The 26,203-nt window shown below is 52.9% G+C and carries 32 protein-coding genes; 18 read left to right on the top strand and 14 right to left on the bottom strand.

What is annotated here, in order from left to right; all coding sequences use genetic code 11:
* Positions 1–2: 2 nt before the first annotated feature.
* The 3 genes from A3L09_RS03430 to hypA are packed head-to-tail and all read right to left on the bottom strand — an operon-like array spanning position 3 to position 1,650.
* Positions 3–473: a hydrogenase 3 maturation endopeptidase HyCI gene (locus A3L09_RS03430; RefSeq protein ID WP_088857629.1), complete on the bottom strand. Its 471-nt coding sequence runs from the start codon at positions 471–473 to the stop codon at positions 3–5.
* A 29-nt stretch (positions 474–502) separates the two neighbouring features.
* The gene (locus A3L09_RS03425; protein ID WP_088857628.1) at positions 503–1,234 is read right to left on the bottom strand and encodes an Mrp/NBP35 family ATP-binding protein; all 732 of its coding nucleotides are present in this window, start codon (positions 1,232–1,234) and stop codon (positions 503–505) included.
* Positions 1,231–1,650, bottom strand: coding sequence for a hydrogenase nickel incorporation protein HypA (gene hypA / locus A3L09_RS03420; RefSeq protein ID WP_088857627.1), 420 nt, complete (start codon positions 1,648–1,650; stop codon positions 1,231–1,233). The genes A3L09_RS03425 and hypA overlap by 4 nt, the downstream gene beginning before the upstream one ends.
* Positions 1,651–1,766: 116 nt before the next feature.
* On the opposite strand from hypA, the gene A3L09_RS03415 reads away from it, so the two are divergent.
* Positions 1,767–2,663 carry a cation diffusion facilitator family transporter gene (locus tag A3L09_RS03415; RefSeq protein ID WP_088857626.1) on the top strand — a complete coding sequence of 299 codons (897 nt, stop codon included), beginning with the start codon at positions 1,767–1,769 and terminating at the stop codon, positions 2,661–2,663.
* Positions 2,656–2,982, top strand: a complete 327-nt coding sequence (locus A3L09_RS03410; protein WP_088857625.1) for a NifB/NifX family molybdenum-iron cluster-binding protein — start codon at positions 2,656–2,658, stop codon at positions 2,980–2,982. The genes A3L09_RS03415 and A3L09_RS03410 overlap by 8 nt, the downstream gene beginning before the upstream one ends.
* Here the strand turns inward: A3L09_RS03410 and A3L09_RS03405 are convergent.
* Positions 2,972–3,388, bottom strand: a complete 417-nt coding sequence (locus tag A3L09_RS03405; protein ID WP_088857624.1) for a 4Fe-4S dicluster domain-containing protein — start codon at positions 3,386–3,388, stop codon at positions 2,972–2,974. The genes A3L09_RS03410 and A3L09_RS03405 overlap by 11 nt on opposite strands.
* A 135-nt stretch (positions 3,389–3,523) precedes the next feature.
* On the opposite strand from A3L09_RS03405, the gene A3L09_RS03400 reads away from it, so the two are divergent.
* Both A3L09_RS03400 and A3L09_RS03395 read left to right on the top strand, forming a co-directional pair.
* Entirely contained in the window at positions 3,524–4,249 is a 726-nt protein-coding gene (locus tag A3L09_RS03400) for an ATP-binding cassette domain-containing protein (protein WP_088858970.1), read from the top strand.
* Entirely contained in the window at positions 4,233–5,183 is a 951-nt protein-coding gene (locus A3L09_RS03395) for a SufB/SufD family protein (protein ID WP_088857623.1), read from the top strand. The genes A3L09_RS03400 and A3L09_RS03395 overlap by 17 nt, the downstream gene beginning before the upstream one ends.
* 19 nt (positions 5,184–5,202) lie before the next feature.
* Here the strand turns inward: A3L09_RS03395 and A3L09_RS03390 are convergent, their stop codons facing one another.
* Positions 5,203–6,834, bottom strand: coding sequence for a radical SAM/SPASM domain-containing protein (locus tag A3L09_RS03390; protein ID WP_088857622.1), 1,632 nt, complete (start codon positions 6,832–6,834; stop codon positions 5,203–5,205).
* 140 nt (positions 6,835–6,974) lie between these two features.
* On the opposite strand from A3L09_RS03390, the gene A3L09_RS03385 reads away from it, so the two are divergent.
* Positions 6,975–7,292 carry a hypothetical protein gene (locus A3L09_RS03385; protein ID WP_088857621.1) on the top strand — a complete coding sequence of 106 codons (318 nt, stop codon included), beginning with the start codon at positions 6,975–6,977 and terminating at the stop codon, positions 7,290–7,292.
* 93 nt (positions 7,293–7,385) lie between these two features.
* Positions 7,386–7,874, top strand: coding sequence for a GbsR/MarR family transcriptional regulator (locus A3L09_RS03380; protein WP_088857620.1), 489 nt, complete (start codon positions 7,386–7,388; stop codon positions 7,872–7,874).
* Here A3L09_RS03380 and tdt read toward each other — a convergent pair.
* Positions 7,846–8,850 carry a TDT family transporter gene (tdt, locus tag A3L09_RS03375; protein ID WP_088857619.1) on the bottom strand — a complete coding sequence of 335 codons (1,005 nt, stop codon included), beginning with the start codon at positions 8,848–8,850 and terminating at the stop codon, positions 7,846–7,848. The genes A3L09_RS03380 and tdt overlap by 29 nt on opposite strands.
* Before the next feature lie 146 nt (positions 8,851–8,996).
* On the opposite strand from tdt, the gene A3L09_RS03370 reads away from it, so the two are divergent.
* Positions 8,997–9,731, top strand: coding sequence for a sulfite exporter TauE/SafE family protein (locus tag A3L09_RS03370; protein ID WP_088857618.1), 735 nt, complete (start codon positions 8,997–8,999; stop codon positions 9,729–9,731).
* Between the two features lie 53 nt (positions 9,732–9,784).
* On the opposite strand, the gene A3L09_RS03365 is transcribed toward A3L09_RS03370, so the two are convergent.
* Both A3L09_RS03365 and A3L09_RS03360 read right to left on the bottom strand, forming a co-directional pair.
* Positions 9,785–10,174, bottom strand: coding sequence for a NifB/NifX family molybdenum-iron cluster-binding protein (locus A3L09_RS03365; protein WP_088857617.1), 390 nt, complete (start codon positions 10,172–10,174; stop codon positions 9,785–9,787).
* A 59-nt stretch (positions 10,175–10,233) separates the two neighbouring features.
* The gene (locus A3L09_RS03360; RefSeq protein WP_088857616.1) at positions 10,234–10,563 is read right to left on the bottom strand and encodes a winged helix-turn-helix domain-containing protein; all 330 of its coding nucleotides are present in this window, start codon (positions 10,561–10,563) and stop codon (positions 10,234–10,236) included.
* A gap of 137 nt (positions 10,564–10,700) precedes the next feature.
* On the opposite strand from A3L09_RS03360, the gene A3L09_RS03355 reads away from it, so the two are divergent.
* From A3L09_RS03355 to A3L09_RS03320, 8 genes are all read left to right on the top strand, one after another.
* Entirely contained in the window at positions 10,701–11,546 is an 846-nt protein-coding gene (locus A3L09_RS03355; RefSeq protein ID WP_088857615.1) for a sulfite exporter TauE/SafE family protein, read from the top strand.
* A 46-nt stretch (positions 11,547–11,592) separates the two neighbouring features.
* Entirely contained in the window at positions 11,593–11,907 is a 315-nt protein-coding gene (locus tag A3L09_RS03350; protein WP_088857614.1) for a hypothetical protein, read from the top strand.
* 140 nt (positions 11,908–12,047) lie between these two features.
* Entirely contained in the window at positions 12,048–12,182 is a 135-nt protein-coding gene (locus tag A3L09_RS11075) for a hypothetical protein (protein WP_257789804.1), read from the top strand.
* Positions 12,183–12,184: 2 nt separating this feature from the next.
* Positions 12,185–12,559, top strand: coding sequence for a putative zinc-binding protein (locus A3L09_RS03340; RefSeq protein WP_088857613.1), 375 nt, complete (start codon positions 12,185–12,187; stop codon positions 12,557–12,559).
* Between the two features lie 119 nt (positions 12,560–12,678).
* Positions 12,679–13,167, top strand: coding sequence for a universal stress protein (locus A3L09_RS03335; protein ID WP_088857612.1), 489 nt, complete (start codon positions 12,679–12,681; stop codon positions 13,165–13,167).
* Entirely contained in the window at positions 13,164–14,189 is a 1,026-nt protein-coding gene (locus tag A3L09_RS03330) for an arsenic resistance protein (protein ID WP_088857611.1), read from the top strand. Before A3L09_RS03335 ends, A3L09_RS03330 begins: the two co-directional genes overlap by 4 nt.
* A 67-nt stretch (positions 14,190–14,256) precedes the next feature.
* Complete coding sequence (locus A3L09_RS03325; protein WP_232473569.1) at positions 14,257–15,195, top strand: ATP-binding cassette domain-containing protein; 939 nt, start codon at positions 14,257–14,259, stop codon at positions 15,193–15,195.
* Entirely contained in the window at positions 15,182–15,928 is a 747-nt protein-coding gene (locus A3L09_RS03320) for an ABC transporter permease (RefSeq protein WP_088857609.1), read from the top strand. The genes A3L09_RS03325 and A3L09_RS03320 overlap by 14 nt, the downstream gene beginning before the upstream one ends.
* 247 nt (positions 15,929–16,175) lie before the next feature.
* Here A3L09_RS03320 and A3L09_RS03315 read toward each other — a convergent pair whose 3' ends face one another.
* The 6 genes from A3L09_RS03315 to A3L09_RS03290 all read right to left on the bottom strand — a co-directional run bounded on the left by A3L09_RS03315 (position 16,176) and on the right by A3L09_RS03290 (position 22,504).
* Positions 16,176–17,936, bottom strand: a complete 1,761-nt coding sequence (locus A3L09_RS03315) for an aldehyde ferredoxin oxidoreductase family protein (protein ID WP_232473568.1) — start codon at positions 17,934–17,936, stop codon at positions 16,176–16,178.
* A gap of 49 nt (positions 17,937–17,985) precedes the next feature.
* A complete protein-coding gene (locus A3L09_RS03310; RefSeq protein ID WP_088857608.1) occupies positions 17,986–18,477 on the bottom strand; it encodes a 4Fe-4S dicluster domain-containing protein in 492 nt (163 codons plus the stop codon).
* Positions 18,478–18,562: 85 nt separating this feature from the next.
* On the bottom strand, positions 18,563–19,705 hold the full coding sequence (locus A3L09_RS03305; protein ID WP_088857607.1) for an MFS transporter: 1,143 nt from the start codon (positions 19,703–19,705) through the stop codon (positions 18,563–18,565).
* Positions 19,702–19,986, bottom strand: coding sequence for a hypothetical protein (locus tag A3L09_RS03300; protein ID WP_157727192.1), 285 nt, complete (start codon positions 19,984–19,986; stop codon positions 19,702–19,704). Before A3L09_RS03300 ends, A3L09_RS03305 begins: the two co-directional genes overlap by 4 nt.
* 65 nt (positions 19,987–20,051) lie before the next feature.
* A complete protein-coding gene (locus tag A3L09_RS03295) occupies positions 20,052–21,881 on the bottom strand; it encodes an oxidoreductase (protein WP_088857605.1) in 1,830 nt (609 codons plus the stop codon).
* 206 nt (positions 21,882–22,087) lie between these two features.
* A complete protein-coding gene (locus A3L09_RS03290) occupies positions 22,088–22,504 on the bottom strand; it encodes an OsmC family protein (RefSeq protein ID WP_088857604.1) in 417 nt (138 codons plus the stop codon).
* Between the two features lie 213 nt (positions 22,505–22,717).
* Between A3L09_RS03290 and A3L09_RS03285 the strand changes: the two genes are divergently transcribed.
* From A3L09_RS03285 to A3L09_RS03275, 3 genes are read left to right on the top strand one after another with little or no spacing between them, the layout of a single operon-like run.
* Positions 22,718–25,300 (top strand): hypothetical protein, encoded by a 2,583-nt coding sequence (locus A3L09_RS03285; RefSeq protein WP_088857603.1) that lies wholly within the window; start codon positions 22,718–22,720, stop codon positions 25,298–25,300.
* A 59-nt stretch (positions 25,301–25,359) separates the two neighbouring features.
* A complete protein-coding gene (locus A3L09_RS03280) occupies positions 25,360–25,587 on the top strand; it encodes a DUF433 domain-containing protein (RefSeq protein ID WP_232473567.1) in 228 nt (75 codons plus the stop codon).
* Positions 25,571–25,918, top strand: a complete 348-nt coding sequence (locus A3L09_RS03275) for a DUF5615 family PIN-like protein (RefSeq protein ID WP_088857602.1) — start codon at positions 25,571–25,573, stop codon at positions 25,916–25,918. The genes A3L09_RS03280 and A3L09_RS03275 overlap by 17 nt, the downstream gene beginning before the upstream one ends.
* Positions 25,919–26,203: the final 285 nt, after the last annotated feature.

Raw genomic sequence — 26,203 nt, 5'->3', positions numbered from 1 at the left:
AGTCACCTCAAAATCTCGGCGAGAAGCCTGGCTAGCTTCTCAGCCCGCTCCCTTATCAGCTCACTCGGCTCCTCAAAGAGGCCCGTCGAACCCGGTTGACAGCCGATAAGGACTGCATCACTTCCAGTTTGTTCTTTCAGATAGCTCGCCACAAGCCTCAGAGGAAGCTTGTGGGTTGATATGACCTCCCCCAATGTTTTCAGCGGGTCTGCGATTATGATTTCCCCCACTTCTCCTTCAAAGTGTATTGCGTCAACGAACACCACTAAATCCGGTCTGAAGTCTGTGATCTTTCCTACATGGCTCTCAGGCATCTCGCCGCAGTTGAGGACAAGAACGTCGGGATTTTTCACCAGCTCTTTCAGCCTCTCCGCAACGAGGACGCCGAAGGCGTCGTCGCCCCTTACCTCGTTGCCGATTCCGCATATCACGATCCTCTTCTTTCCGGAGAAAACTTCCTCAAGGGCGTTCATTTCAATCACCGGAAATAAAATAAGGGAAGTCAAAGCTTCCCCGCCAGCTCCCTTATCTTCCCCGCGAACTCCGTCTTCATCAACTCTTCAACGTTTCCAATCTTCGAGTCGAGGTCGAGATAGAACGGTATGCCCACCATGTAGGGAACATCGAACTCCCCAGCGAGCCTTTCAACGTCCTTCTCATCGTCCAGCTTCATGTTCTCGACGACGCCGATGACCTTGTGCCCCTCCTCCTTTAGGAGTTCGATGAGCTTCCTTACGACGTTGAGGGAGAGCTTTGAAGGTGTAGCGACGACGAGGAACTCTCCACGCTTGAGGAAGCGCAGAACGTCGAGGAGCTGGTCGCCGAGGCCAGGCGGCATGTCGATGACGAGGTAATCCAGCTCGTCCCAGCGAGTTATCGTGAGCAACTCAATGAGGGCGTCGCTTATCTCCTTCCCGCGAAGGGGGGTCGGTCTGTCCTCAGTGTAATAGGCTATCGTCATGAACTTTACTCCATGAACCGTCGGAGGAACAACCCCTCTGTCCTCTTCCGGGAACTCCTTGGGCTCAAAACCCAAAATCACGTGATCGCTTGCCCCGTGAAAGTCGAGGTCGAGGAGGCCGACCTTGTAGCCCTTCTCCGCGAGAACTAGGGCGAGGGTCGTTGAGACGAGGGACTTTCCGACACCTCCCTTTCCGCTGACCACCGGGATGATGCGCTTAACTCTCTCGAGCCTCGCGTTTATCGCTATCTCCCTCGGGTCTATCGCGTTCATGCCTCCCCCTCCTTCTCGATCTTTATGCCTGCCACGTAAACGCCCCTTCCCTTAACGACCTCGAAGTCGTGGCTTCCGCACTTGGGACAGGCGAGGAATGCATGAACCACCTCAGGAATGAAGTGTATGTCCTCCTTGATCCTCTCGTCGAACTCCTCCTTTACCTCCTTGAGCTTCCACTCGTAGTTACAGTTCCTGCATCTGAATACTGCCTCTTCCTCAACGAACTCTATTTCAGCTCCTTCCGCGATCGTCCCTGCGAAGAGCTGCTCCATCGCGAACTTCACGATGTCTTCGGCAACGTCCTGAAGTTCACCGAGAACAACCCTAACCGCCTTCACCCTGCTTGCTCCCTCTCTTTGGGCATAATCGAGGACTGTCCTCACTATAGCATCGGCAAGCGCCCACTCGTGCATGGTATCACCGAAGTGCTTTAGTAGCGCCACCTTAAAAATGGCTGAGTTTTAAACTATCCGTTCACATAACGAAAATCTTTTTAACGGGTGAACATAGATCGAAATGGTGGAAGAAAATGGCCCACCATCATCACCACGGCGAGCTTAAGGGCAGGATGCTGTTTTCCTTTGCCCTCAACATTGTAATAACCCTAGCCGAGGTCATCGGCGGCATAATCTCTGGAAGTCTCGCCCTCCTCAGCGATTCCCTCCACAACTTCAGCGACTCTATGAGCATCCTCGCGAGCTATCTGGCCATAAAGATCGGCGAAAGGGAGAGGAACGAGAAGTATACCTTTGGCTACAAGAGGGCCGAGATTCTGGTAGCGTTCGTTAATTCCGCTGTTCTGGTCGGTGTTGCGCTCTTCCTTCTCATTGAAGCATACAGACGCTTCAAGAACCCGGAGCCGATAGACGGCCCGCTTATGCTCGGCGTTGCTTTGATAGGCCTCTTCGCCAACTTGATCTCAGTTCTCCTCCTTCACAGTCACGCACACGAGAGCATGAACGTCCGCTCCGCCTATCTGCACCTCCTTAGCGACACCCTCTCATCGGTTGCGGTTGTTGTCGGCGGAATCGCGATAATACGGTGGAAGGTCCTCTGGGTAGACCCCCTCGTTACGATTCTGATCTCGCTCTACATCTTCAAAGAGGGCTACGAGATATTAAAGGAGAGCATTGAAGTGCTTATGGAGGCGGCACCGGATATTGATCTAAACGAGATCAAAAAAGAGATCGAGGCCATCCCCGGCATCAGGAACGCCCACCACTTCCACGTCTGGCGGATAGGGGAAAAGGAAATCCACTTCGAGTGCCACGTCGAAGTCGACGACATGCCTATAAGGGAGGCGCAGAGGTTCATAGACGAGGTTGAGGAAAAGCTTAAACGCTTTGGAATAACCCACGTAACCGTTCAGCTTGAGGCTGGAAGGTGCGAAGATAAAAACACGATCTGCGGTGAGAAGAATGACTAGAGTGGCCATTCCGACTTCGAAAGGCGGATTGGATGATGGGGTTCATGAGAGCCTCGTAAGGGCTGAAACTTTCACAGTTGTTGAGCTTGAGGATGGGGAAGTGAAAAACGTGGAAGTTGTCGAGAACCCATACCGAAGAGAGCCCTACGGTGCCGGCTCCAAGGTGGCTCTTTTTCTGGTCAACCTTGGGGTGAACGTGCTGTTAACCCCAATGGACTGCCCGAAGGGAAAGGCGATACTTGACGCTGGTGGAGTCAGAATAATCAAGGTGGAAGCTGGGAAAAATGTTAAAGACGTTCTAAACCTTCTCAGGGATTGAACACGCTCTCCGCTCCGTTGGTGCTCTCTTCCCTCTTCTTCGTCAGGGGCTTCGTTATTTCGAAGGCTTTTCTTATGACTCCATGCTCCACGACGAGCTTCTTAACGTACTCCTTCGGCGGGAACTCAATGGCGTTGCAGGGGCAGACCATCGCGCACGTGTTGCACCCTACGAGACAGTTGTAGGGCCTAGCAACGACTGGCTTCCCCTCCTCGGTGTCCCAGTCAAAGACCCTCCTCCCACAGGTAACGAAGCAGAGGCCACAGCGGGCGCAGACACTGTAGTTTATTTTTGGATACCATTCTATCTCCTTTCTATCAATGCCCCACCATGGAATAACGCTCAGATCCTTGACTTCGCGCCCGAGGGCATCCTTTCCAATGATCGGGGCCTTAACGTCGGCCATTTCACTCACCTCAGTTTATGCTAGGTTACATTTATTTAAAATCTTTTTCATATGTCTTAGTTTCCAACCAAGGGTTCTGGGCAGAACTGTCCAGAAAATTTTAAATTTCTTTCATATGAGATTCTTTTGATGCCTATGCTGTGTTTAAGGGACATCACCTACGAGAGGAACGGGCGGAGGATTCTAAGCGAAATAAACATGAAGTTCCAAGAGGGCATGAGCTATTCCATCCTTGGCCCCAACGGGGCGGGAAAATCGACCATAGCCCAGGTTTTAATGGGAGTCGTGAAGCCCACCGGGGGCGAAGTTCTGCTTGATGAGCGAGATATAACCGGGCTGAACGTAACAGAGCGAGCGAGGCTCGGGATTACTCTGCTCTGGCAGGAGCCTGCACGCTACGACGGGATAACGGTTAAGGAGTACCTCACCCTCGGCGGAAAGGTCAAAGTGGACAAAAACGAACTTAAAGAAGTCCTCGAGCTAGTTGGGCTCCCCTACGAACTTTACGCCCACCGCTTCGTTGATAAGAGCCTGAGCGGCGGCGAGAGAAAGAGGATTGAGCTGGCATCCCTCCTCCTGCTGAGGTCCAGGTATGCGATACTCGATGAACCTGATTCTGGCCTCGACATAACAGCGGGAGAACTCATTGAGAACGTTCTGGAGTACTTCAGAAAGGTGGGAACCACTGTGATTCTCATCACCCACCACGAAGAGATAGCGGCCAAGACGGATTTTGCTTACTTCGTCTGCGCCGGCAGGCTCCTCAAGAAGGGGTTCTCCCGTGAGGTGGTCGATTACTACAAGAAGACCTGTGGAAGATGCTTTCTGACGGGGATGGTGGGGGATGACGATAAGGATTGACCGCGTTAAGGAGTACGAGGCCTTAATAGATGTTTACGAGAAGGAGGGCCTCGACACCTCTCTCTTCGGCGACAGGATAGCGGCGATAATCATAAGCGGGGAGAAGATAATCGGCTTCAACAACGCCCCAGGGGTTCGGATAAAGGGAGAGGAGATAGAGAACGGCGTCAAGGCGGATGTTGAGATAGAAGACAATGTAGAGCTTCCGTTCCCGATACACCTCTGCACAGGCTACCTGAAGAGTGAGGGCTATCAGAAGATCGTCTTCAACATCAAGGCCGGCAGGAACTCTAAGGTGAAGTTCCTTTCCCACTGCATCTTCCCCTACGCGAAGGACTTTACCCACGAGGCTCTAACGGTTATAAAAGCCGGTGAGAACTCCCGGATTTCCTACGAAGATGAGCATATTCATGGCGAAGGCGTGAGGATGATATCAAAGACGGAGGTTGAACTCGAAAGAAACGCCCGCTACACTGGAAAGTTCTCACTTACAAAGCACAGGGCTAAGGAGCTGAAGCTTGAGATGATAGTCAAGCTCGGCGAGAGGGCAGTCCTTGAGCTCGAGTCGAGGGTCAAGGCGGTTAAAGATGACTCCGTTGAGATCAGGGAGGTCGCCTACCTTGAGGGAGCCCACTCAAGGGCCAACCTCAAGAGCACTGTCATAGCCTTCGACGAAGCTAAGGTGAACGTCGTGAACGAGGCCTACGGCTTGGGGGACTATGCGAAAGGCCATGTGGAGTGCCACGAGATAGTTAAAGGGAACGCGGACGTTCAAACTGTGCCGCTCCTGAGGGTGAAGAACGATAAGGCGGAGCTTACACACGAAGCTTCCATAGGCAGGATAAACGACGCCCAGCTTATCCAACTGATGGCCAAGGGATTAACCGAGGAAGAAGCAACGGGGCTGATAATCAAAGGTCTGCTGGGTAAATGAAAGGAAAATTGAAAAGAGTTTAGCGGCGATAGGCCTTGACTCCTTGACCCGTTGAGACCGAGGAGAGGAGCTTCTCCCCGGTTACTTCAACGGCTTTGTAATAGCTCGGTATGTAGAGGGCCGGCCCCCTCAGGACGACGCTCTCGTCCACCCAGCTGACCTCACTGATGCCCTTGGGCTTTCCTTCCTTCACGATCTGCTCCCAGAGGCGCTTGTTGATTATGCATCCTGGGTCGTCGCCGAGTAAATCGAGGGTGTAGTGGTATGCCCTCGCCCTACAGCCGCCGCAGATGTTCCTGTAGGGACAGTTCCTGCACTGGCCGGTAAAGTTGTCCCTGTCCCTCAGCAGGTTGAATATTCTGCTGTTCTCCCAGATGTCCTTGAAGTTTCTGGTTCTCACGTTTCCAACTGGCAACGGCAGAAAGACACATGGGACGACGCTTCCATCCGGTTCTATGCCCGCGTATATCCTTCCGGCGCCACAACCGCCGATGAACTCCGCCAGGGTTTTGACGGCGTTGTTTTCCCCTATGTAGAAGTGGGCTGGGGTGATGTTCTTTCCCTTGCTCTCAAGGAGCGTAACCCTTGCGTACTGCGGTGCCGTCGTCAGTATCTCCAGCTTCCTCTTCTTCATCTGGTGGTACACCTCCTTCATGAACTCCTCGCGCTCTTCTGGCGTTAGGTCGACCTTCACCATCTCCTCCGCCCTTCCCGTTGGAACGAGGTTGAAGAATATGACGCGCTTCACTCCTATGTTCTCTGCCAAATCCAGGATGTCGTCTATCTCCTGGAAGGTTTCCTTGTCCATAACCACTGCCATCCCGTGGCTGATGCCCAGCTCAACAGCGTTCTCAAGGGCTTTTGTAGCGTGCTCCCACGCCCCTGGAATTCCGCGGAACTCGTCGTGCTTCTCCGGCTTTGCAGAGTCAACGCTCACCTCGACGTACTTCAGACCAAGGTCAACCGCCTTCTGTAGCTTCTCCTTGTCGGCGAACGTCCAGCCGTTCGTGGCAACTGAAGTGTGGATCCCCCTGCTGGCGAGTTCTTTAACGATGCGGTAGAAGTCCGGGTGAATAGTTGGCTCGCCACCGCTTATAGCTACCGCCGCGACTCCAGCCTTGTCGAGCTGGTCAACGAGGTTCAGCTTCTCCTCCAAGGAGAGCTCGCTAGGAAGTGGCCTGTCAGCTCTCTGGTAGCAGTGCTTGCACCGAAAGTTGCACATGTTGGTGAAGTTCCAAACTATGAGGAACGGTCCGGCTAACTTTTGCGGAACGGTTATTCCGTATTTGGCTATCCCCTCCAGAACTACCCAGATGCCGCGCCTTATGTGTGGGTCCCTCAGCAGGGCTTCCTTTACTGCCTCTTCGTCACCTCTTGCGAGTTTTATGCCCAGCTTGAGGAGAACCTTGAGGACGTCTGCCTGAAAGCGTATCATCATCGGCTCGTTGAGGCTCTCGCCGGCATAGACGCTGAGCGCCCAGTAGAGGGCAGGCAGTTCTCTGCCGTTTATGTTGTACTTCTTCAAAGTCGGACGCAACAGAGCCCTCGCCAGCGGATTCCCGAGTATGAGTTTGAAAGCGGTTAATGCGGTGCTGAGTTGATTTCCCCCTGACTCTCTAATTTCAGCTTCAACACCCTCTCCAGCGCTCATCCCCACCACCGATAGAGGGTCGATGACATTTACGTATAAAGTTTTCGTTATGTTAGTTATTTCTGACATATCAAAAATAACCGAAAAATTTAAATAGTATTAAAGAGACCGTATAATGAAAACCCCTGGAGGTGATTGGGATGGCCTCTGCGAAAACCGGTCTCTGGACGGCCCTTACAGGTGCCCTGTTGATACTGCTCGATGGTATAGTCGTCCTGGCTAACAAGTCGTTCTACGGCTGGCACTATGGAAGTGCCAGCGTCGTCGGCTGGACGGAGATAATCCTGAGCCTGATCATGATGGGCCTGGCCTACTACTACAAGAAGAGCCCCGGAGCGGTTGGATGGACGATCGTCATCCTGGCTCTTATAACGATGCCCTTCGATGGCGGCTTCTGGACTATCGGTGCATGGATCGCACTAATAGGCGGTGCCATAATAGCCACTGCCAAGGAATGATTCCTTCGATTTCCAAACTCTTTTCGTTTTTCTTTTTGGGTAAGAGTTTTATAGGGAGCGTTCTAAAATCTTAATCTGTGAGGGGGACGAAGAATGTCAGTGAAGGCAAAGGACAAGACAAAGTTCGTGGAGATAATTGAGAGGATGCTTACAAGATGGGGCTACGGTTCAACCGAGGCCAGGGTCTATGCCGTTCTTCTTTTCCATGGAAAACCAATGACGATATCCACCCTCGCGGAAGAAACAGGACTGAGCAGATCCTCGATTTCAATAGCCCTCAGCAAGCTTACAAGGGAGTACCTCGTGGCCTGCAGGAGACGGGGCAGGATAAAGTACTTTACGGCCATGCCGATCTTCCTGGAGAAGTTCCTGAAGATACCCAAGGACACGCTTGAGAGGGAGATAAAGCCCCTAAAGGAGATCGTGGAAAAGCTCGTGAACGAAGCAGATGAGGACAGAAAACGTCAGTTTGAAGGAATCAAGAAGGAACTGGACGTCCTCGAGTGCATACTTAGAAAAATAATAGAACTGGAGGAGAAAGAGAGCGAGTGCATCAGCTCCTCTCGCCCCTCACAGGACTGACCATTTTTATTATGGTCACCAGCCAGATTGTCAAGAGCGGCCAGAGAAGCAGGAATCCAAAGTAGGACATGAGGTTCAATCCAAAAGTACTCCCCAGGTCTTTTGTGGCGTTCACAAAGGCCCCCAGCGGGAAAACGAAGGCCCACCACGAGCCGCTGTACGGAAGACTCAGATTCTTGATGTAGTGGAGTGTCATAGCGGTTGCCATTACGAGCCACCAGAAGCCGAGCCCCCAGAGGAAAAAGGCGAACGCCATGAAGGGTTCTTTCGGTATCGGAATCGTGGAATTCTCTATCAGGGCAAAGAGGGCCGTTATACTTGCCCCGATGGGACCGAGGTTCATCCAGATCAGGGGGGCCATCTGGGGAGGCATGAGTTCGTGCCTGATGAAGCGCAGTGTGACAACTGCATAGAGCACCAGGTAGAGGAAGAAGCCGGCTCCCCAGCCGAGGTAGTTAACGATGACGGTTAATTCCTGAGTGTAGCCCGAAGTCGTTCTCATGAAGGCCGCTCCGAAGGGAACTATGACCAGCGCAACGGGCGGTATGTACCAGGCGGGCGAGAGATGCCTGAGGTCAACTTCACCCGCTATGAAGACCTCATATGACATCCAGAACGCGAATATGAACGTCAGAACCAGTCCCCAGAGCCACAGGTACCATGCTAGGGTCTGGTTTTTCAGTATGGCCAATGCCTGGGCCGAAAGAACTATGGTCGCCGCTCCGCTGGTGCCGTAGAAGTGGCCCTTGGAGGGATGCCTGAGGTCTTCCAAAGCTTCGTGCCTGTAGAACACCCACCTCAAAAGCCACGGAACGAGCAGGATAAAGTACAGAGCAAAGTTTAAGTAAGTTAGCCCCATCCCAACTTCCCGCAACCAGCTCAGGTAGCCTGCATAGCGGTATGATGCTATGGCCGCTGCCCCCGTCCCCATGACGCTGGCGAACACCGCTGGATTGAACTCCCTCAGCTTTTCCATGAACCTCCCCCCGTCTGTTCTTTATTCCACACGACGGGGTTTAGGTGGACTTAAAAAAGTTTTCCCACCAAAATAATTCAACGCCTCAAAACTTTTTTAAATGGATCTAATTTCATTCGGAGGAACAATCAAAATGGGTGGGCCTAATGGACTACATAGCTATCGGCATCATAGCGTTCATTCTGAGCGTTGTCTTCTCCATTGGAGGAGTCGGAAGCGCGATAGCCATAGTTCCAACTATGACGTGGCTCGGAATACCGCTCATGGTGGCAAAGCCCACCGGCCTCTTTATAAACACCCTCTCAATGCTCTCGGCGACGGTTAAAAACATCAAGCACGGCAAGCTCGACCACCGCTTCGGCCTCCCAATATTGATTATGGCCACGATTTTCGCCCCCCTCGGGGCATACTCCGGGAAGTTAATACCCAAGAAGTACGTTCTCTGGGTCTTCATCGCCTTCCTCCTGTACTCCGGAACCATGATGATCTTCTTCAGACCGAGGCCGAGGGAGGGAAGTGGAAACCACATCGTCGAGGGCTCGCTCATCGGAGGGCTGGCGGGATTCCTCGGCGGACTGCTCGGCGTCGGCGGGGGCGGTATAATAAGTCCGACCCTCATAATGCTCGGATACGAGCCGAAAAAGGTGGCCGCCACAACAGCTCTGGTGGTCTTCTTCTCATCTCTGAGCGGCTTCCTAACTTACTGGGGTATGGGTGCCCTCGACTGGAAGCTCCTGGGGGTTGTTTCCATCTCAGCGATAGCGGGCGGCTGGCTTGGAACCCACCTCATGCACTTCAAGATGAGCTCAGAGCAGGTGAAACAGATAATCGGAGTGATTCTCTACCTGATAGCACTGAAGATGATTCTCAAGATTCTTTGAACTTTAAAATCCAAAAGAGGCTCAAAATTAAGAGCGCAAAAGGGCAACAACGTTCAATGTTCGCAGTGGCCCCTCTTCTCCTTTTCCCGCTCTATCTTTTCCTTCCAGTACGGGTCGACTTCGAGAACCTGCTCGATGAACGCCTTAACAACATCCCCGACTTTTCCGTAGGCCCCGGTTACGACAGTTATTCCAAACTGGTTGAAGTATTCCATCGCCCTTCTTCCCATTCCATAGACGATGACGACCTCGGCGCCGTTTTCCCTCATGAAGTTCGGCAGATCACCCGGGCCGTGCTCCTCAAAGGGAACGGGAACGACTTCAATTCCTTTTATCTCATTGTCTTCCACGTCCACAAAGGCAAAGTACTTAGCCCTTCCGAAGTGCCCGCTCATCGGGCTTTCCAGTCCGAGGTTTTCATCAACAGGAAGTGCGATCCTCATGCCATCACCACCTTCTATGAAAGTTTCTTCAAATATAAACCTTGTGCATATGCACGTCTTCACTCCTTGAATATCTCCCCGGTTACGAGGTCTATCCCGATCCTCCTGACCTTCAGCTTCCAGAGCTTCTCCGGGGCACCACCCCCTTCCTCACGGTAGCCGGCCATCTCGATTATTCCCGCATCCTCAAGGGCGGAGAGGTGGTAGTAGAGCGTTGAGCGGGGCATGTTTAGACCTCTTGCCTGAAGTGCTTGATAAATCTCGTTGGTACCCTTAACGCCTTCACTCAGGATTGTAATGATGCTCCTCCTCGGTTCGGCCAGAAGTGGCTTGAGGAGCATCATGAGCGTCTTCAGGTTCCCCATCTCAGCCATCATCCACCTAGGCATCTTCCTCACCGTTATTTGTTAACCCTTAAACCTTATAAAATTACCGCTTTAGGACAAGTCTAGCTACAATATTATAGAAAACTTTATAAATACTTTTGTGATATTACAAAGTGGAGAAAAAGCTGGAGGTGTGAAAGATGATAGGCGTTGCGATCCTGACCTACATCCTCGCGAGCATCTTCGCAATAGCCGGCATGGGAGCAGCTGGAGTGCTCATACCAAACTACATAGCCCTCGGTCTGAGCGTCCACGCCGCAATGCTCCTCGGACTCACTCAGAACACGGCCGAGCTGACGGTGGCAACCGGTCTGAACTGGAAGAGGGGCCTTATTGAATGGAGAAAGGTGGCAAAAGTCTTCGTTCCAGCTGCTATCTTCGTCCCTCTCGGAGCGTACATAAACATCCACATCCCGAGGGTTCTCGTGCTGGTGGCATTTGCGCTCTTCCTGCTCTTCGCGCTCTATCGCATGCTCTCGTCCGGAAGGATTGAGAGCAGCGACGGCTGGAAGATATACCTCCTTGGAGCGGTGGAGGGCTTTACCGCTGGACTGATAGGCATGGACGCGGCTCCAATAGCGCTCATAGCGTTCTCCTACCTCTTCGGAAACCCGAAGAAGGTCTCAGCGAACACCGCTGCAGCAGCTCTCGGCGTTTCGAGCGTCACCCTTGCGACATACCTGGTTCTCCTGCCGAGCATACCGATAGCGACGGGAACCCTGGTGGCAATAGCGACCGCGGGATTCCTCGGCGGAATAACTGGAGCACTCCTCATGCACAGGATAAAGCCGCTCTACGTCCGCTACACCATGCTCGCAATACTCAGCCTGGCCTTCGTTGAGATAACCGCGAAGATATTCGCCGCTAGGGTTCCGGAGATGCTCTACGCGGTCAGCGTTGGGGCTGTGGGAGCTGGCCTGCTCGCGTTCCTCTACGGAACGGGCAAGAAGCTTAGGGGAAGGAGGAAGGCCCTCCCTGCTCCATGACTCTTTCGTTGTTTGATGATTTGAAAACCCTGCGGAGGTGGTTGAGATGCCGTTTGGGGTCCCGGGCTGGAAGTGGAAGGTTGGGAGATTCGGCTACACCATGGAGAGTGAGCCGGACTACGAGGAGATAAAGGCCAGAGCCAAGGAAGTCCTCTCAAAAGCCAGCAAGGGCGCAAGATGGATCGGAAAGTGGGGGAGCGTTCACATTCCCATCGTCGTTGATGGGAGAATAATAGGGGAACTCTGGGAGGACGTTGACCCGAAGGAAGTTGAAGTTGGTGCCTACTGGTTCGGGAAGTGGGGAACCAAAGTCCAGCTAGTAAAGGACGGAAGGGTTGTCGGCTTCATCTGGCTCGCCTGAGCCTTTTATTTTTGGGCATAAATATGAAAAATATTACTTTTTCTTCCGAAAGCCTCGCCCTTCAGGGCGGGAAAGATGTCAATCCACCGGCTCAAACATGACACTCGCAACGGCCATAGCAATAGGGACGTTCCGGCCCAATGGCCGCGGTTGGGACTGCCTTGGGCGGCCCCTTCAGCGACATGCTCCTGATGATACTCTTCGTCAGGCTCTTTGCGTGGATGATGAAAAGGCATATACGGGTTGGAGCAGAAGAGAACATTGCCGGTGGTTGACCATGAAGGCTCCCAAAGTGTGCATAATCGTGTGTGAGGATTCTCTCTCCGAGCTGGTTGCCAGGGAGTCCCTTAAAGAGCTCGGTAGTGATGTCGCCCTCTGTCCGTTGAGTGAGGATGCCGCGGAAGTTAGGGGCCCCACAAATAACACGAAAAATGCGGAATACGTGGTAGTTGTGGACTCCTGTTCCGAGGAGTGCGGTAAAAAGCGTGCTAAAGCTCTTGGAGTACACTACGACGAGCATCTCAATCTCGAGAAGGCATTAGGCATTAAAATGCCCTGCTCAAAGAAGCCTTCCGTTGAGGTCGTAGACGATGTTGGACTGGCCGCGGTCCATTTAGTAGAGAGGGTTAAGGCGATTCTCGAGAAGCTCTAATCAATCCCATGTTTTACCACACCTTACCCAATTTTGACCAGCAATGCTTTTAAATGATTAGGCTACCCTAAAGATGAAATCAATTTGGAGTGAAAAAATTGCCAAATGAGGTGAGATCCATGTTTCGGAAAGTGTTGTTTCCGACTGATTTCAGTGATGGGGCCGAGAAGGCCGCCAAGCGGTTCGAAAAGGTCAACGAAGTGCCCGTGGGCGAGGTTATCCTGCTCCACGTCATAGACGAGGGAACCATTGAGGATCTCATGAACGGCTACTCCCTCCTCTACGAGAATGAGGAGCTCGAGCTGAAAGATGTTGAAGAGAAGCTCAGGGAAAAGGTCATGGAAAAGCTCCAAGCCAAAGTGGAGGACGTCAAGAGGGTTTTCAAGACCGAGAAGGTCAAGCCCGTTGTTAGATTCGGAGTTCCCTGGGAGGAGATAGTTAAGGTTGCTGAAGAAGAGGACGTTTCGCTCATACTCCTCCCGACCCACGGGAAGCTCGGCTTCTCCAAGGAGCTCCTCGGCTCAACAGCCATGCGCGTCGTGAAGAAGACCTTCCGGCCGGTATTGCTCCTCAAACCAAAATGCAGGTGCGGAGGTGAAGGGGAATGAACTGGCTTAAGCTGAAGAACCATCTAGACAAATACCTTCCGGTTTACGTTACTCTCGCTATGATAGCCGGCTTTTACGTCGGCACTCACGCCGAGGTGGAGAAGTACAAGGGCACTCTCAAAACCCTCAACATGCTCGTCGTCATCAGCATGATCTACCCGATGATGATCAACCTTCGCCTCGGCGAGCTCAAGAACAGCGCGAAGCTCGGGAAGCAGCTCACCATAGCCCTCACAATGGGTCTCATCATTTCGCCGCTCATCATGTACGGAGCGATATGGCTCACCGAACTCTTCCGCCCGATCAACCACCAGCTCGCCCTCGGCCTTCTCCTGGCCGTTGTCGTTCCGTGCTCCTCGATGAGCATAGCCTACACCGGCTTTACGAAGGGCAACATAGAGCTCGCAACGATCGTCGTCGCCCTCAGCTTCACGCTGGCAATAGTTACAGTTCCGGGATGGCTCAAGATCTTTGCCTCAAGCTACCACGTCAGCATATCCGTCTGGCTCCTCATAAAGACCATCCTCATAGTCGTCATAACCCCAATGATACTCGGCGTTTTGACAAGGTGGTACCTAATCAAAAAGCTCGGAACGGAGGGATTCCTCAGGATAAAGCCGGCATTCCCGGCCATCTCGCTCCTCGGTATGTACACCATCGTCTTCCTCATCTTCATGGAGAAGGCCAGGCTCATAGCCAGCAAGCCGAGCATAGTTGGCCTCGCCCTCGTCCCGCTGGTTCTCTACTACACCCTCGCCCTGCTCTTCATGACCTTCGTTGACAGGGCCATAGGCATACCATACAAAGACCACATGGCGATGACCTTCACCTCAGTCGGAAAGAACGAGGGAACGGCCATGGCAATAGCACTCGCCGCCGGAACCGGGCTGATGGCTATAGCACCGGCGGTCACTCCAATCGTCCAGATACCGTTCCTGGTCGGCTACGTGAAAGCCTGGAGGAGCATAGCCGGCCTCTGGAAGTGCAGAGCGGTGGTCGAGGAGGGAATTCCCTCCCCGTGATGTCCCTTCAACTTTTCTTATTTGACCCCAACTTTTTTAGTATGTCTGAAATAGACTTCATAGGGGAATGAAAATGAAAAACGCAATAGAGGCCGTTAATCTTACCAAGTACTACGGCTCGTTTCTGGCAGTTGACGGCGTGAGCTTTTCAGTTAAGGAGAACGAAATCTTCGGCTTCCTCGGGCCCAATGGTGCTGGAAAGACAACAACCATAAGGATGCTGACGGGGGTTTTAAAGCCGAGCTCGGGCGAAGTGCGGGTTCTCGGCTACGATATGCTCAACGAGGGCGAGAAGATAAGAGCTAGGGAGAGGATGGGAATAGTGCCCGAGACTGCCAACCCGTACGTGGACTTAACGGCCATGCAGAACCTAAAGCTCATGGGCGAGCTCTATGGTATGCCCAAAACGGAGATAGAGAAGCGCTCGATAGAGCTCCTCAAGCTCTTTGACCTCTACGAGAAGAGGGACACCAAGGTGAGGGGCTTCTCGAAGGGCATGAGGCAGCGCTTAAGTCTGGCGATGGCCATGATAGCCGATCCTGAGCTCTACTTCCTCGACGAACCCACGAGCGGGCTCGACGTCATCAGCGCTAGGATGATAAAGGAGATAATCCAGGAGGAGAGAAAGAACGGGAAGACTGTTTTCGTTACGAGCCACAACATGGCCGACGTAAACGAGCTCTGTGACAGAGTGGCGATAATCAGGCGGGGAAAGCTGATAGCGATAGACACCCCTGAGAGGCTCAAAACCCTGAGCAAGAAGCACATCTTCGTGGAGGCCAGCTTTGAACCGATGCCCTCGGAAATTCGGATCTCCAGCGCGTCAAAGATCGAGAGAAAGGGCGATAAGCTTAGAATTCAAACAGAGGATCCGGACGCAACGATAAAGGAGATCGTCCGCTACGCGGAGGAGAATAAGCTGAGGATAGTGAGCTTAAAGACGCTGACGCCCTCCCTCGAGGACGTTTTCGTCGAGCTGGTGGGTGGTAAGAATGAACGCGATTGACCAGTTCAAGCGCTCCTTTGCGATAGCCAAGAAGGACATGCTCATATTCTATCTCAAAGGGCCGGTCGTGATAATGGGATTGCTCTTCCCGTTCTTTCTGTTCCTGGCCTTTGTAATCGGGAGGAACCTGAGCGGGGAGACCCTCTTCGCCGGGCTGATGGGAATGACGGTCTTCTTCACCTCGACCGCCGTTGGGCCGACTATAATACCCTGGGAGTGCAGGGGAAGAACCTTCGAGAGGCTTATAACCGCCCCGGTCTCGCTCGCCACGGTCCTCCTGGGTGACTTTCAGGCCTCGTTCTACTTCGGGCTCGGCGTTTCTCTAGCCGTCTCAGTACCGACGATGCTCTACCTCGGGATACACCCGGGGTTTGCCCTCTTCCTTGGAAGCACACTCTTTGCCCTAGCATGCTTCTCGGCAATGACCGTACTGATGTCCTCCTACCCGCCGACGGACGTTCCAGCCGACGTCATGATGCTCTCCTCGCTCGTCAAGTTCTCGCTACTCTTCATAAGCGGCATCTTCGTCCCACTGGATAAGCTACCGACCTATGGAAGGGCCCTCTCCTTCGTCTCGCCGCTGACCTACTATGTGGATGCAGTGAGGCACTCCCTTGGGGGCGGCTACTTACCGGTCTGGCTTGATTTGACAATGCTGGCTCTCTTTGCAGTGGCATTCTTCCTGACCGGCTCGGGGATACACAAAAAAGTACTTGAAAGGAGGTTTACTTAGCCTTTATACATGTTTCTGGTTGTAACATGATGTTCTGACAAAGAGAAAACCATGTTTATAATATATCGGACCGCGCAGTATGGGGGCAGTGACACTTCCCCTTTCGGCAAGAACTGGCGTGAACATGGTCTCAAGTGCATCATTGAAGAACAGCGTCATCCTACAGAGCACCACTTGCTCCTACCAGAAACTGAGGTTCCTAACATTCATCTAGGGCAAAAAGATAAAGAATTCGGGAGAGTTCCCGCTAAAGTTCTACCAGGCCACTTATCCCGAGTTTTTCAATCGTCTCAGGCTTGGGAACTCCTTTCTCGTCCCAGCCGCGCAAGGAGTAATAAACACGCTTCATCTCCTCCAGCTTCTCCTTATCCAACCTCGGCTCGTCCTTGAAGAGCCTTGGGGAGAGGTCGTCCCTTCCGTCTCCGTGCTTGAGGGTGAAGAGCCTCTCAAGGGTTCTTATCCTCTCAGCCGCTGTCATGAGCTCCTCCTCAGCTATCTTCTCCCCAGTCACGGCCTCGTAGGCCTCCGCCCACAGCTTCAGCGGCGTGGTGAGGAGCGCTATCACACAGACCCCAAGGGAGTCAGCTATGATGTGAAGGTTCTCCCAGAGGACTGCAAAGCGGACTTTGCTCTCCGAGTAGCTCCACGGATAGGCTGCCTCAACGTCCCCGACGAACCTGGTTGCCATCATCTCGGCTTGCTCCTTCTTTATGTGGTAGTAGAACTCGGGAAAGCCGTAGAGGGCACGGTTGACGCTTCCTGAGTCCGCCACTGCAGCTGCGAGTGCAGAACCAACGAAGGGCCTTACATCGCTGCTCCAGGACTCCATTCCCCCTTTCATGTAAACTGCTGGAACGCCGAAGTGCTCGCTTGCCTTTTTAATGCCCTCGGCAAGAATGTTGCCTTCATCCTGCCTGGTCACTATCTTCTCGATAAGCTCAAGGACTTCCTCGGTTCCGAGCCTCACTAAGCCAAGACGGGAGGCGTAGGCAATAACAGCAGTTGCACTCATCATGTCCAGTCCTTCGCTCTGGCACTTCCGGTAAATTCTCCAGGCGAGCTCTGGATCCTCCGTTTTGAGAGTGAAGGTTACGGCCGGAAAAGTTCCCTGACAGAGGTTTATGGGCAGGGTTTCTCCCTCGTAGTTCACTACTCCCCAGCATCTCAGCGGGCAGGAGAAGCAGCTGGCCCTACCGACCGTGTGCCTTTCAAACCATTCTTTAGCTTTCATGGCGGCCTCTTCAGCCTTTTCCCACTCTCTCTCATAGTCCCCGAAGTAGGGCATCTTCAGCTTTAGGATCGTTGGGACGAAGTTCACGTGCCAGTCCTTGAAGCGTAGGAACTCTCCACTGTTCACTATGCTCTCTTTTATCTTCTCAAAGATGGACATAAGCTCATTGGGATCGTGGGGACTGACCGCCTTTGTACCATGAACGACGATGGCCTTGAGTTTTTTGGCGCCCATGACGGCACCGAGTCCACCCCTTGAGGCGAGGTTTCTGTGGGAGAATGCTATCCCCGCGAACTTCACGCCGTTTTCGCCTGCCCTGCCTATGCATGCAACTTTAAGATCTGGGTCGTCTTTAGTGAGTGTATCTATGGTCTCAAAAGCGTTGAGGCCCCAGAGTTCCCCCGCGCTCTCTATCGAGACTTCACTGTCTTCTATTCTTATGAAAACGGGCTTTTCGCTCTTTCCGGTTACCACTATTCCGTCGTAGCCTGCGAACTTCAGGGCAACGGGGAACTCACCACCCGTACTGCTTCCCCCGATCAGTCCCGTTACTGGAGATATCCCTACCACGTCCATTCTTGAACCAGAAGGCACGAACGAGGTCAGTGGTCCGGTCATAAAGGCCAGTGCGTCGGGATTTTCATAGAGGATTCTGGTGGCGATTCCCCTCCCACCAAGGAAGTCCTTGGCGTATTTCTCCGTTGGTTCTGTCCTAAAAGTCCCAGAACTCAAATCAACGAAGAGTATTTCCCCAGTGTATCCAGACATCTTCAGCATCCTCCCATGAAGAGTTCTAACATCTCCTCCATACCTTGTTGTACAAATCTCAAATTATCTTTAGCGATTTCCCGATGTCTTCAGCCTTTTTGATTCTCTTGTTAGCGACTATCTCGTTTATGTCACCGAACATAAGGGCATCCATAGGGCACGCTTCAACACACGCTGGAAGTTCTCCTTTAGCTATTCTGTCTGCACAGAGATCGCACTTGAACATGACACCAGTGACCTCATCAAACTGTGGAATTCCAAAGGGGCAGGCTATTGCACACATTTTACATCCAATGCACTTTTCTTGGTTGATCATCACTACGCCGTCTTCGTCTTTGAAGAGTGCTCCAGTTGGGCAGACCTCAACACAGGGAGCCTTCTCGCAATGGCGGCAGTTAAGAGGGATGTTGAACCAGTTGTAGTTTAGTACGTGGATTCTTGACAGGTTTGGGGAGATTACTCCTTCATGGGTTAGAGAGCAAGCAATCTCGCAGAGCTTGCACCCAACACATCTTGAAAAATCTATGAAGACTGTACCCTTGACTGACATTGCAATCGCCCAATTCTAATGAATTTAAATTCATATAAAAAGCTTTTCAAACATAAACCTAAGGTTTTGGACAAAAATGAGAAGTCTAGAGCTCAAACCGCTCCCTTAGAGGCTTTATTAAGGCTTCAGCTATGAAGAGAGAGCTCACAACGAGGACTGAAGCGATTATAAAAGTCCATCTAACGCCGACGAGCTCAATAAAGAGGCTCCCAAGCAGGGGCGCGTAAAGCCCCCGTATCCCACAGGTCGTCAGGTGGAGCGCCGAGAGGTCCTCCGTCCTGTAATCGGGGATCCCCATCGAGAAGGCCTGCCAGCCTATCGAGACGGCCGAGCCTCCGATGGCGCAGAGGGCACTCGCGAGGTAAACATACCAAGCGGAGGTACTAAGAAAGTAAACCACTGCCATGGCACCGATGGCAATGAAACCGAGCTGGAAGACTCTGATTACATGGGACGGCTTTTCAATGACCCTGCCCCACAGCTCGGAAAAGAAAACGTACGTCATGCTGTTTACTGCCATTGCAATTCCGATTACGGCGTTGGAGAGGTTTAGAACCCTGACCTCTAGGATTGGAATGGCAGGAAGCATCATCAGCATTCCTGTCCCAGCTACCATGAACATTGCCACCATACCCAGAATCAGCTTATCCCTGTACGGTAGCTCGAGGTCCTCCTCTTCACCCTCCCTAACGTCTGGGAAGGGGAGCCTTGAGAGGGCCGCGATGAAGAGCAGGCCCGCAGCCAGGATGAATGCGAGCTTGTAGCTTTCGACGTCCATTATGTAACCAGCAACTCCAACGGCGATGGTGTAGAGTATCGTGTAAGTCGCCTCCGCATGGCCAAGGATTTGGATGTCCATGTAGACCTTCTCAACTATCAGGGGGTAGAGGACTTCCCTGACACCGTAGGCGATGTAGTAAAGGAAGACGAAAATGAGAAACGCTAAGGCGCTCTGGGAGAACGCGGAAAGGAATATGAAAAGCGACGCCAGAAGCATGGAGATTATTACGAGCTTCTTCGCTCCGAATTTCCGCGAGCTCCTTGCCCAGAGTGGGGAGAAGAGGTTCGAGACGTAGGCACTGCTCCCGAGGAGGCCTATCATGAAGGGGGATGCTCCCATCCTTGTGATTATCACCTCAAAGAACGCCTCCGCGAGCCCTTCGGCACCGCCGAGAGCTCCCTGACTGAGGAACTCGAACTTTAGTAGCTTCTTCGCCTCTTCTTTCATAGACCTTCCCTCAGCAGTAAACTGCCGACGAACCTCCCGTTCCAGCTCAGCTCCACTTTAGTTCCAAAGGGACTCTTCCAGACGCTCTCAACCTGGAGTTCCTCGACTGGTGCTATGAACTTTAGCTTCCCAACCTTCCTCCCGTCCACGAAGACGACGACTTTACCACCTTTCTCCACGAGTTCGGCCCTGCTTAAAAGCTCCCTGACCTTCTCCCGCACCTCAGGGGTTACACCCCTCTTAGCTTTTTTACAGCAGCCCATCCCGAGCATTTCGGTCACTGAATCAAAATCGAAGTGAGACTTAATCAACTTTTCCATGACTAAATTAAGAAGAGAAAAAGGCATCAGAGCCTCTTTCCGACCTCATAGCCCTCGCGAACGGCGCTGGCAATGTTCCTGACGGATTTCGCATCGCCTATTATGTGGTAGTCGGTTCCGTCTATGACGAAGGGAACGTACGGGCGCATGCCGAAGGCCCCGACTATGACGTCGCACTCGATCATCTCTTTCTCCCCTGTCTCGGTGTTCTCAACTATCGCGTAGCCCTCTCCCGCACTCACGAAGCGCCTGTTGACAATTATCGGAATTCCCTTCTCCTCAAGCTCGCGGAGTAGGTATCCGCGCGTAATCCTCTCGACGTTTGGCAGTATGGCTGGACTGCGCTTGATTATCTTTATCCTGTTGTTAAACTGGGAGAGGTAGATAGCTGTCTCGACGCCGACAAGGCCTCCGCCACCTATGAGGACGTTCTTGTTCTCGACCTTGACCTCCCCGCGTAGGATTTTGTCAAAGGGAGTTATCAGCCCGCGCTCCCCACTGCACGGGAGGAACGGCTTTGCCCCGGTGGCTATGACGACCGCATCGGGCTTTACGGCGAGGACGTCCTCCTTTGTGGCCATTCCCTCGTGGAGGTGGACGTTCGGAAGCTCGCTCAGGACGTTGCGGTAGTACTCTATGAGCCATCCTATCTTGTCCTTCCCAGGTGGAACCTTCGCCAGAACGAGCTGTCCTCCGAAGGTCTCGTAGAACAGGTGAACCTCGTGACCCCTCAACGCGGCAACCCTAGCTGCCTCAAGTCCGCCCGGTCCGGCGCCTATGATAGCTATTACGCGCTTCTCGGGAGCTGGAGTTATCTCCTCCTCGTTTCCGACGTTCGGGTTAGCTCCGCACCTTATCGGCCCCTTCTCGTCGTGAACTGCCTTGATGCACTCGCTACAGCCGATGCATCTCCTTATCAGATGTTCCTTTCCCTCGGCGACCTTCTTCACCCAGTCGGGGTCGGCTATGAGAGTCCTTCCTAGGACCACCAGGTCGGCCTGCGTTTCGAGAACCCTCTCCGCAACGGCGGGCTCCCTTATCATTCCAACGGCTGCAACCGGAACCGGAAGCGGGCGGATCTTCTCAGCGAGATAGGCGCGCCAGGCCTGCGAGTAGTGCATAGGCTCAAGGCGCTTCTCCTTCGGACCGAGACCGATATCCGCCTGTATCATGTCGTAGCCGGCTTTCGCCAGCTCCAGCGCTATCTCCCTTCCCATCGTGAGGTTTATTCCGCCTTCGAGGAAGTCATCAACTGCCAGCCTTATCGTCACCGGGAAGTCCCAGCCGCATTCTTGAGCTATCCGCTTCCTGACGACCTTGGCGAAGCGCGTCTTCTGTCCCCACTCGTCGTCGCGGTGGTTGGTCAGCGGTGAGAGGAACTGGTTCACGAGAAGACCGTGAGCGCCCTGTATCTCCACCATGTCGAAGCCGGCTTCCATCGCTAATCTGGCGGAGTATGCGAACTTTTCCACCAACTCCTCTATCTTCTCGGGGGAGAGGTAGTCAACTCCGTCCTTTTTCCAGCCCTCGTGGGCGAGCTCTATGGAGAGCTTGACGTCCTCGTACTTGTGAACCTCAAAAGCCAGCCACTCCCAGTCCTTGAGGACGGCCTTTGAGTCTATCCTCGGCTGAAAGGGCATGTGCTTGCCCTCTGGGAAGTCTATCGATGTGTTCTCGACGATTATGAGGCCGACTCCTCCCCTAGCTCTCCTCTCGTAGTGCCTGACGAACCTCTCTGTTAGGCGGCCGTTCTCAAGGGCGAAGTTCGTGGATATCGGTGGAAAAACGGCCCTGTTCATGAGCTGGACCTTTCCGATGTTTATCGGTTCAAATAACTTTGGATAATCTTCCTTCATTAGGCTCACCGAACAGTGGGGATCTGAGGGACTTATAAACATTGGTTCGATTGAATTGGGATTTACATGAAAAATATTTGGTGAATTTGAAAAGGGAAAAAGAAAATACGAAGAGGAGAGTACAACAACCGTTGCAGCGGAGATGCATGGGAAGAGAGATTAAACCGAGGGGCTCCGAAAAGGCGCTGGAATGCAAGGGAAATGATTTATGGGGATGGCTTTACTATCTTCACCTCCCCCCTGATTTTCTCTGCACCTACGGTGTTGAAGACCGTCCCGTACTTCTCAGCCAGCTCCTTAACGCGCATAATCTTCTTCTCAGCTTCGTTTGTAAAAACGGTGATCTTGTAGGTTATCTCTTTCAGCTGGGGTTCATCAAGCCCGCGCCAGCCCCTGACCTCCAGCTCAAAGCCCCGCACGTCGAGGCGCATCTTCCTAATCAGCCTGCCCCAGTTGACGGTTAAACAGCCCCCGATTGCCGCCAATAGATACTCTGTAGGATTTGGGCCGGCGTTATGGCCGTCTGTGTTCGTGTCTATGGAAAACTCGAACTCTCTGACCTTCGCCATGCTGCCGACGTTGCCGTCCCACTTTAAGTGCGCCGAATACTCAAGACGCTCCATAACACCACCGATTTAAGATGAACACCATCTCAAATAAAAGTCTTTTCTATTCAAGTCTTAACGTTCGAAAGCCTTTATATTGCAGTTCACGACGCCAACTGACGCACCCAGGAGGAAACTTTTAAATAAAATGGGAACAAAATGGATATAATCCAAACCGCTGTAGGCATTCGATTTCCTTTTCTCGCCTTGGTTTGGAGCGGAGGTGTCGTGATGAAAAGAACCTATGGTGTTCTGATTTTTATTCTGATGGTTGCATTAGTCATCATCGGCGGGTGCATAAGCAACGGCCCCACCTCGAATGGAGGGGGGCAGACGACCAGCGGAACACCCTCAGAGACCGGAACGAGCGAGAGAACTTCCACGGGAGGCGTAACCGAGACAGACACCGAGACGACAACCACAACCAAAACCACCACAACCGGCACTGGAACGGTTACGGAAACAACAACCGAGACCCCGGTGTCGAACGGGAGCGTCCAGTTCGACGAAGATGGACTGCCAATATGCGCGGGGGATATGGACGAAGACCTCGGATGCGAGGACAACAAGACCATCGAGGGAAGTGGGCCGGGCTTCTCCCTACCGGAGGACATAGTCCTGAACATAACCCTCCAGCCCGTTCTCCAGCTTGCCCCCATAAACCCCCTTAACATGACCTACGTTGGCCCTTTGAGCTCGATGGCAAGCGTTCCAAGTGAAAAGGAAGTTATCGAGTGGGTTGGCCTGGTTACGCCATCAAAAGAACCCGGAAAAAGCGTGACTCTAACTCTCCACTTCAGGAACGAGAGCCTCCTCGGGGAGTATATCCACGTCCCCTTCATCATGGACCCCGTAACCGGAAAGAAGATAACATACCGGCCAACTGTAGTGAAGTTGAGCGATGGAAACGAGTTTGGGAAGCGCTGGGAGGTCCACCTCTACGGCGGGATAAGCGAGGGGAGCTTCACGCTCTACGAGATCACCGGAAACGGCCTTCTGAAGCTCCAGGAGGGAAAGGTTGAGCTGAAAGGCTCCTCTGCGAGCTTCACGATAGAGAACTTCTCATCAATCTTTCCGGAGAAGACATACATGAGCGTAGAGGCCGTTCCGATGAGCTCCAAGCTCCAGACCTTCAGCTACCCCTCAAAGGAGAGCTTCGTTATCAAGGCTAAAGAGGGCAGGATAGACTACTACACCAGCGCCTTCTTTGGTATCGAGGATGAGCCGGTGAGCATCAGAGCCACGAGCAACGGTTACGACCTGATTTTGGAGTTCTACCTGAGGAAAGAGAACTGGCTATCCTTCACGGGCTTCATAGACAGCAGCGACGAGGGAAAAGCAGACTGGATACTCGAGGTTAAGGATGGGAGCTACGAGCTGAAGGACGGGTCTGGGAGCCTTTTCCGGGATGGAAACGTAACCGTTGAGGACACCCAGCTCGGAAAGAAGGTCAGCCTCAGGATAGAGAACTTCTACAGCCTCGTCCCGTGGAGGAAGTTCCGCTTCTGGGCAACGAACTGGATTGAACGCTTCCCATCCAAAAGCAACCTCTGGGTTGACGCGAGCGAGGGAATGGGCATCGAGAAGGACGTTGACCGCTACCTGGTGGCGGTTGTGGAGGACGTTTTTATAAAAGAAAACGGGGACTACGCAGAGGGAGAGATACAGCTCTCTTCGTGGGCCTACGGGATGACCTGGCCCGAGGGAAAGGCCTACCCGATAAACCACAGCTCTCTCTACACCTTCGGCTACCCAATCGGCCACTGGGTCGAGGCTGAGGACAACAGCAGACTTTTGTATCACGACGAGAGGATGACCGGCTCGCTCGGCAGGCCGTTCGTGAACGGCTACCCAATCCTCGCGATGCCCATGGATGAGGCGAAGAAGTACAAGATTATAGTCCTCGAGACTGCAGGATGGGACAGGGACGAGCCAGGGGAATACGTCACCAAGACTGCCGGCTACCTCACGGACTTCGCCGTGGGAATGGCGACCGGGGAGATTGGAACCGCTGCGGACTACGCATACAAAGGGGCCACCTGGATGAACTGGCTGGCGACGGGCCAGAGCGGGGACGAGCTGTGGGGGAGCGTCTTCAACTGGCTGGCCGGTGCCGAGCCGGACAAGGTTGGAAACGCAGTCTACGTGCTCCATCCGAACGAGGCCGACTTCACGAGGGGCTACCGCGTGGTTGCAGAGTCGAAGGACGGCAACATGCGGGTAACTTACCTCATCTACGAGGTGGAAGTGCCAAAGCTCCTCAAGTACGACAACATCAAGGCAGAGCTCCTGGAGGTGGACTTCACGAAGGATACCGAGATTGGGGACGACGAGTATTACTACTACGCCCGAGCCTGTTCCGGCTTCGAGAGCCTTGGCGAAACGGAAGGGCTCCACAACGTCGAGGTTGATGTTCTGGTCCCCATTGGATACGCCTACTCCTATCCGGTGAGCTCAAGTGAGGGGGCAACCTTCAACCGCCAGCCCTGCTCAGCGTCAAAGCTCTTCCACAAGCACATCGGCGGGAACAAGCTCTCCTTGAAGCCTAGCTTGGCTATGCTGGAGCGCGACGACGCGAGGGTTCCCTTCCTCTACATGGAGTACTCCGGCTGGGAAGAGGATTCCGGAAAGTGGGGCAACGACGACGACCCGATGGGCAACGTTGGGATAACGGTAGTCTTCGACGACGACTACTTCGACTGGGATTCAACATCGGGAATCCCGAGCAAGTACTGGTCGCTGGACTTCGACGTCTGCGGTGTTTCAGGAGGCTGCTCGAAGGTGTGGTTCGGGCTGGACGTCAGAGGAGGCTGATGCCTCCTTCCTTTCTCCCTTCGCAAGGTATTTAAGCCCCCCCTGACTATCAGTCTCCGATGATGATGGAGAGGATAGAGATAGATCCAAAAAAGATGGGGGGGAAACCCGTAATAAAGGGCACCAGAATCCCGGTCTACTTTATACTCGAACTTCTTGCCAACGGCTGGAGCTTTGAGGAAATCCTTGAAAACTACCCCCAACTCACTAAGGAGGACATTCTCGCGGCGATACGATACGCAAGTATAATTCTCAAGGAGGAGCAGTACGTTGAGGTTTCTGGCTGACGAAAACGTCCCTTACGGAGTCGTCAGGCGGCTGAAAAGGGAAGGAATAGACATTGTCTCAGTTTACGATATAAAGCGGGGCATCACCGATGAAGAAGTCGCAAGGATGGCCACCGAGGAAAACAGAGTTCTAGTGACCTTTGACAAAGATTTTGGGATGATAGTGTTCGTCGAAGGTCTGAAAATACCCGGCCTCATCCTGCTCAGGTTCCAACCGAAAAACATCAATTTTATCTACACGATGCTCAAAAACGTGGTCACGCGAGACATCGATTTCTACGGCAAGATAGTTACGGTTCACGAGGATAAAATAAGGATATCGAAGCTCTAACTCACTTCGGCTCCGGCGGGGCCTTCTTAATATCCAGAACAGCAGGGTGGATACATTCATTTCTCAAGGGGCATAATAGGACCGTGATAAACCAGAAGCCAGATCAAACCCCTCAGGAGTCATCTGGGCAACATCAAAAGGACTCGAGACCAGCATGCGCATTTTGGAAAAGTTATCAAGAACCCGAACTGTTTTTAACTTCATCGTTCATCTTAAAGATATTAACAGAGAACAACCTAGCCAAAGGAGGGGGTAACTTGAACGGCTCTCAAATAATAGGAATAA

It is taken from the genome of Thermococcus profundus, assembly GCF_002214585.1.
Classification (GTDB): Archaea; Methanobacteriota_B; Thermococci; order Thermococcales; family Thermococcaceae; genus Thermococcus; species Thermococcus profundus.
This window is presented reverse-complemented; position numbering and strand designations above follow the sequence as displayed.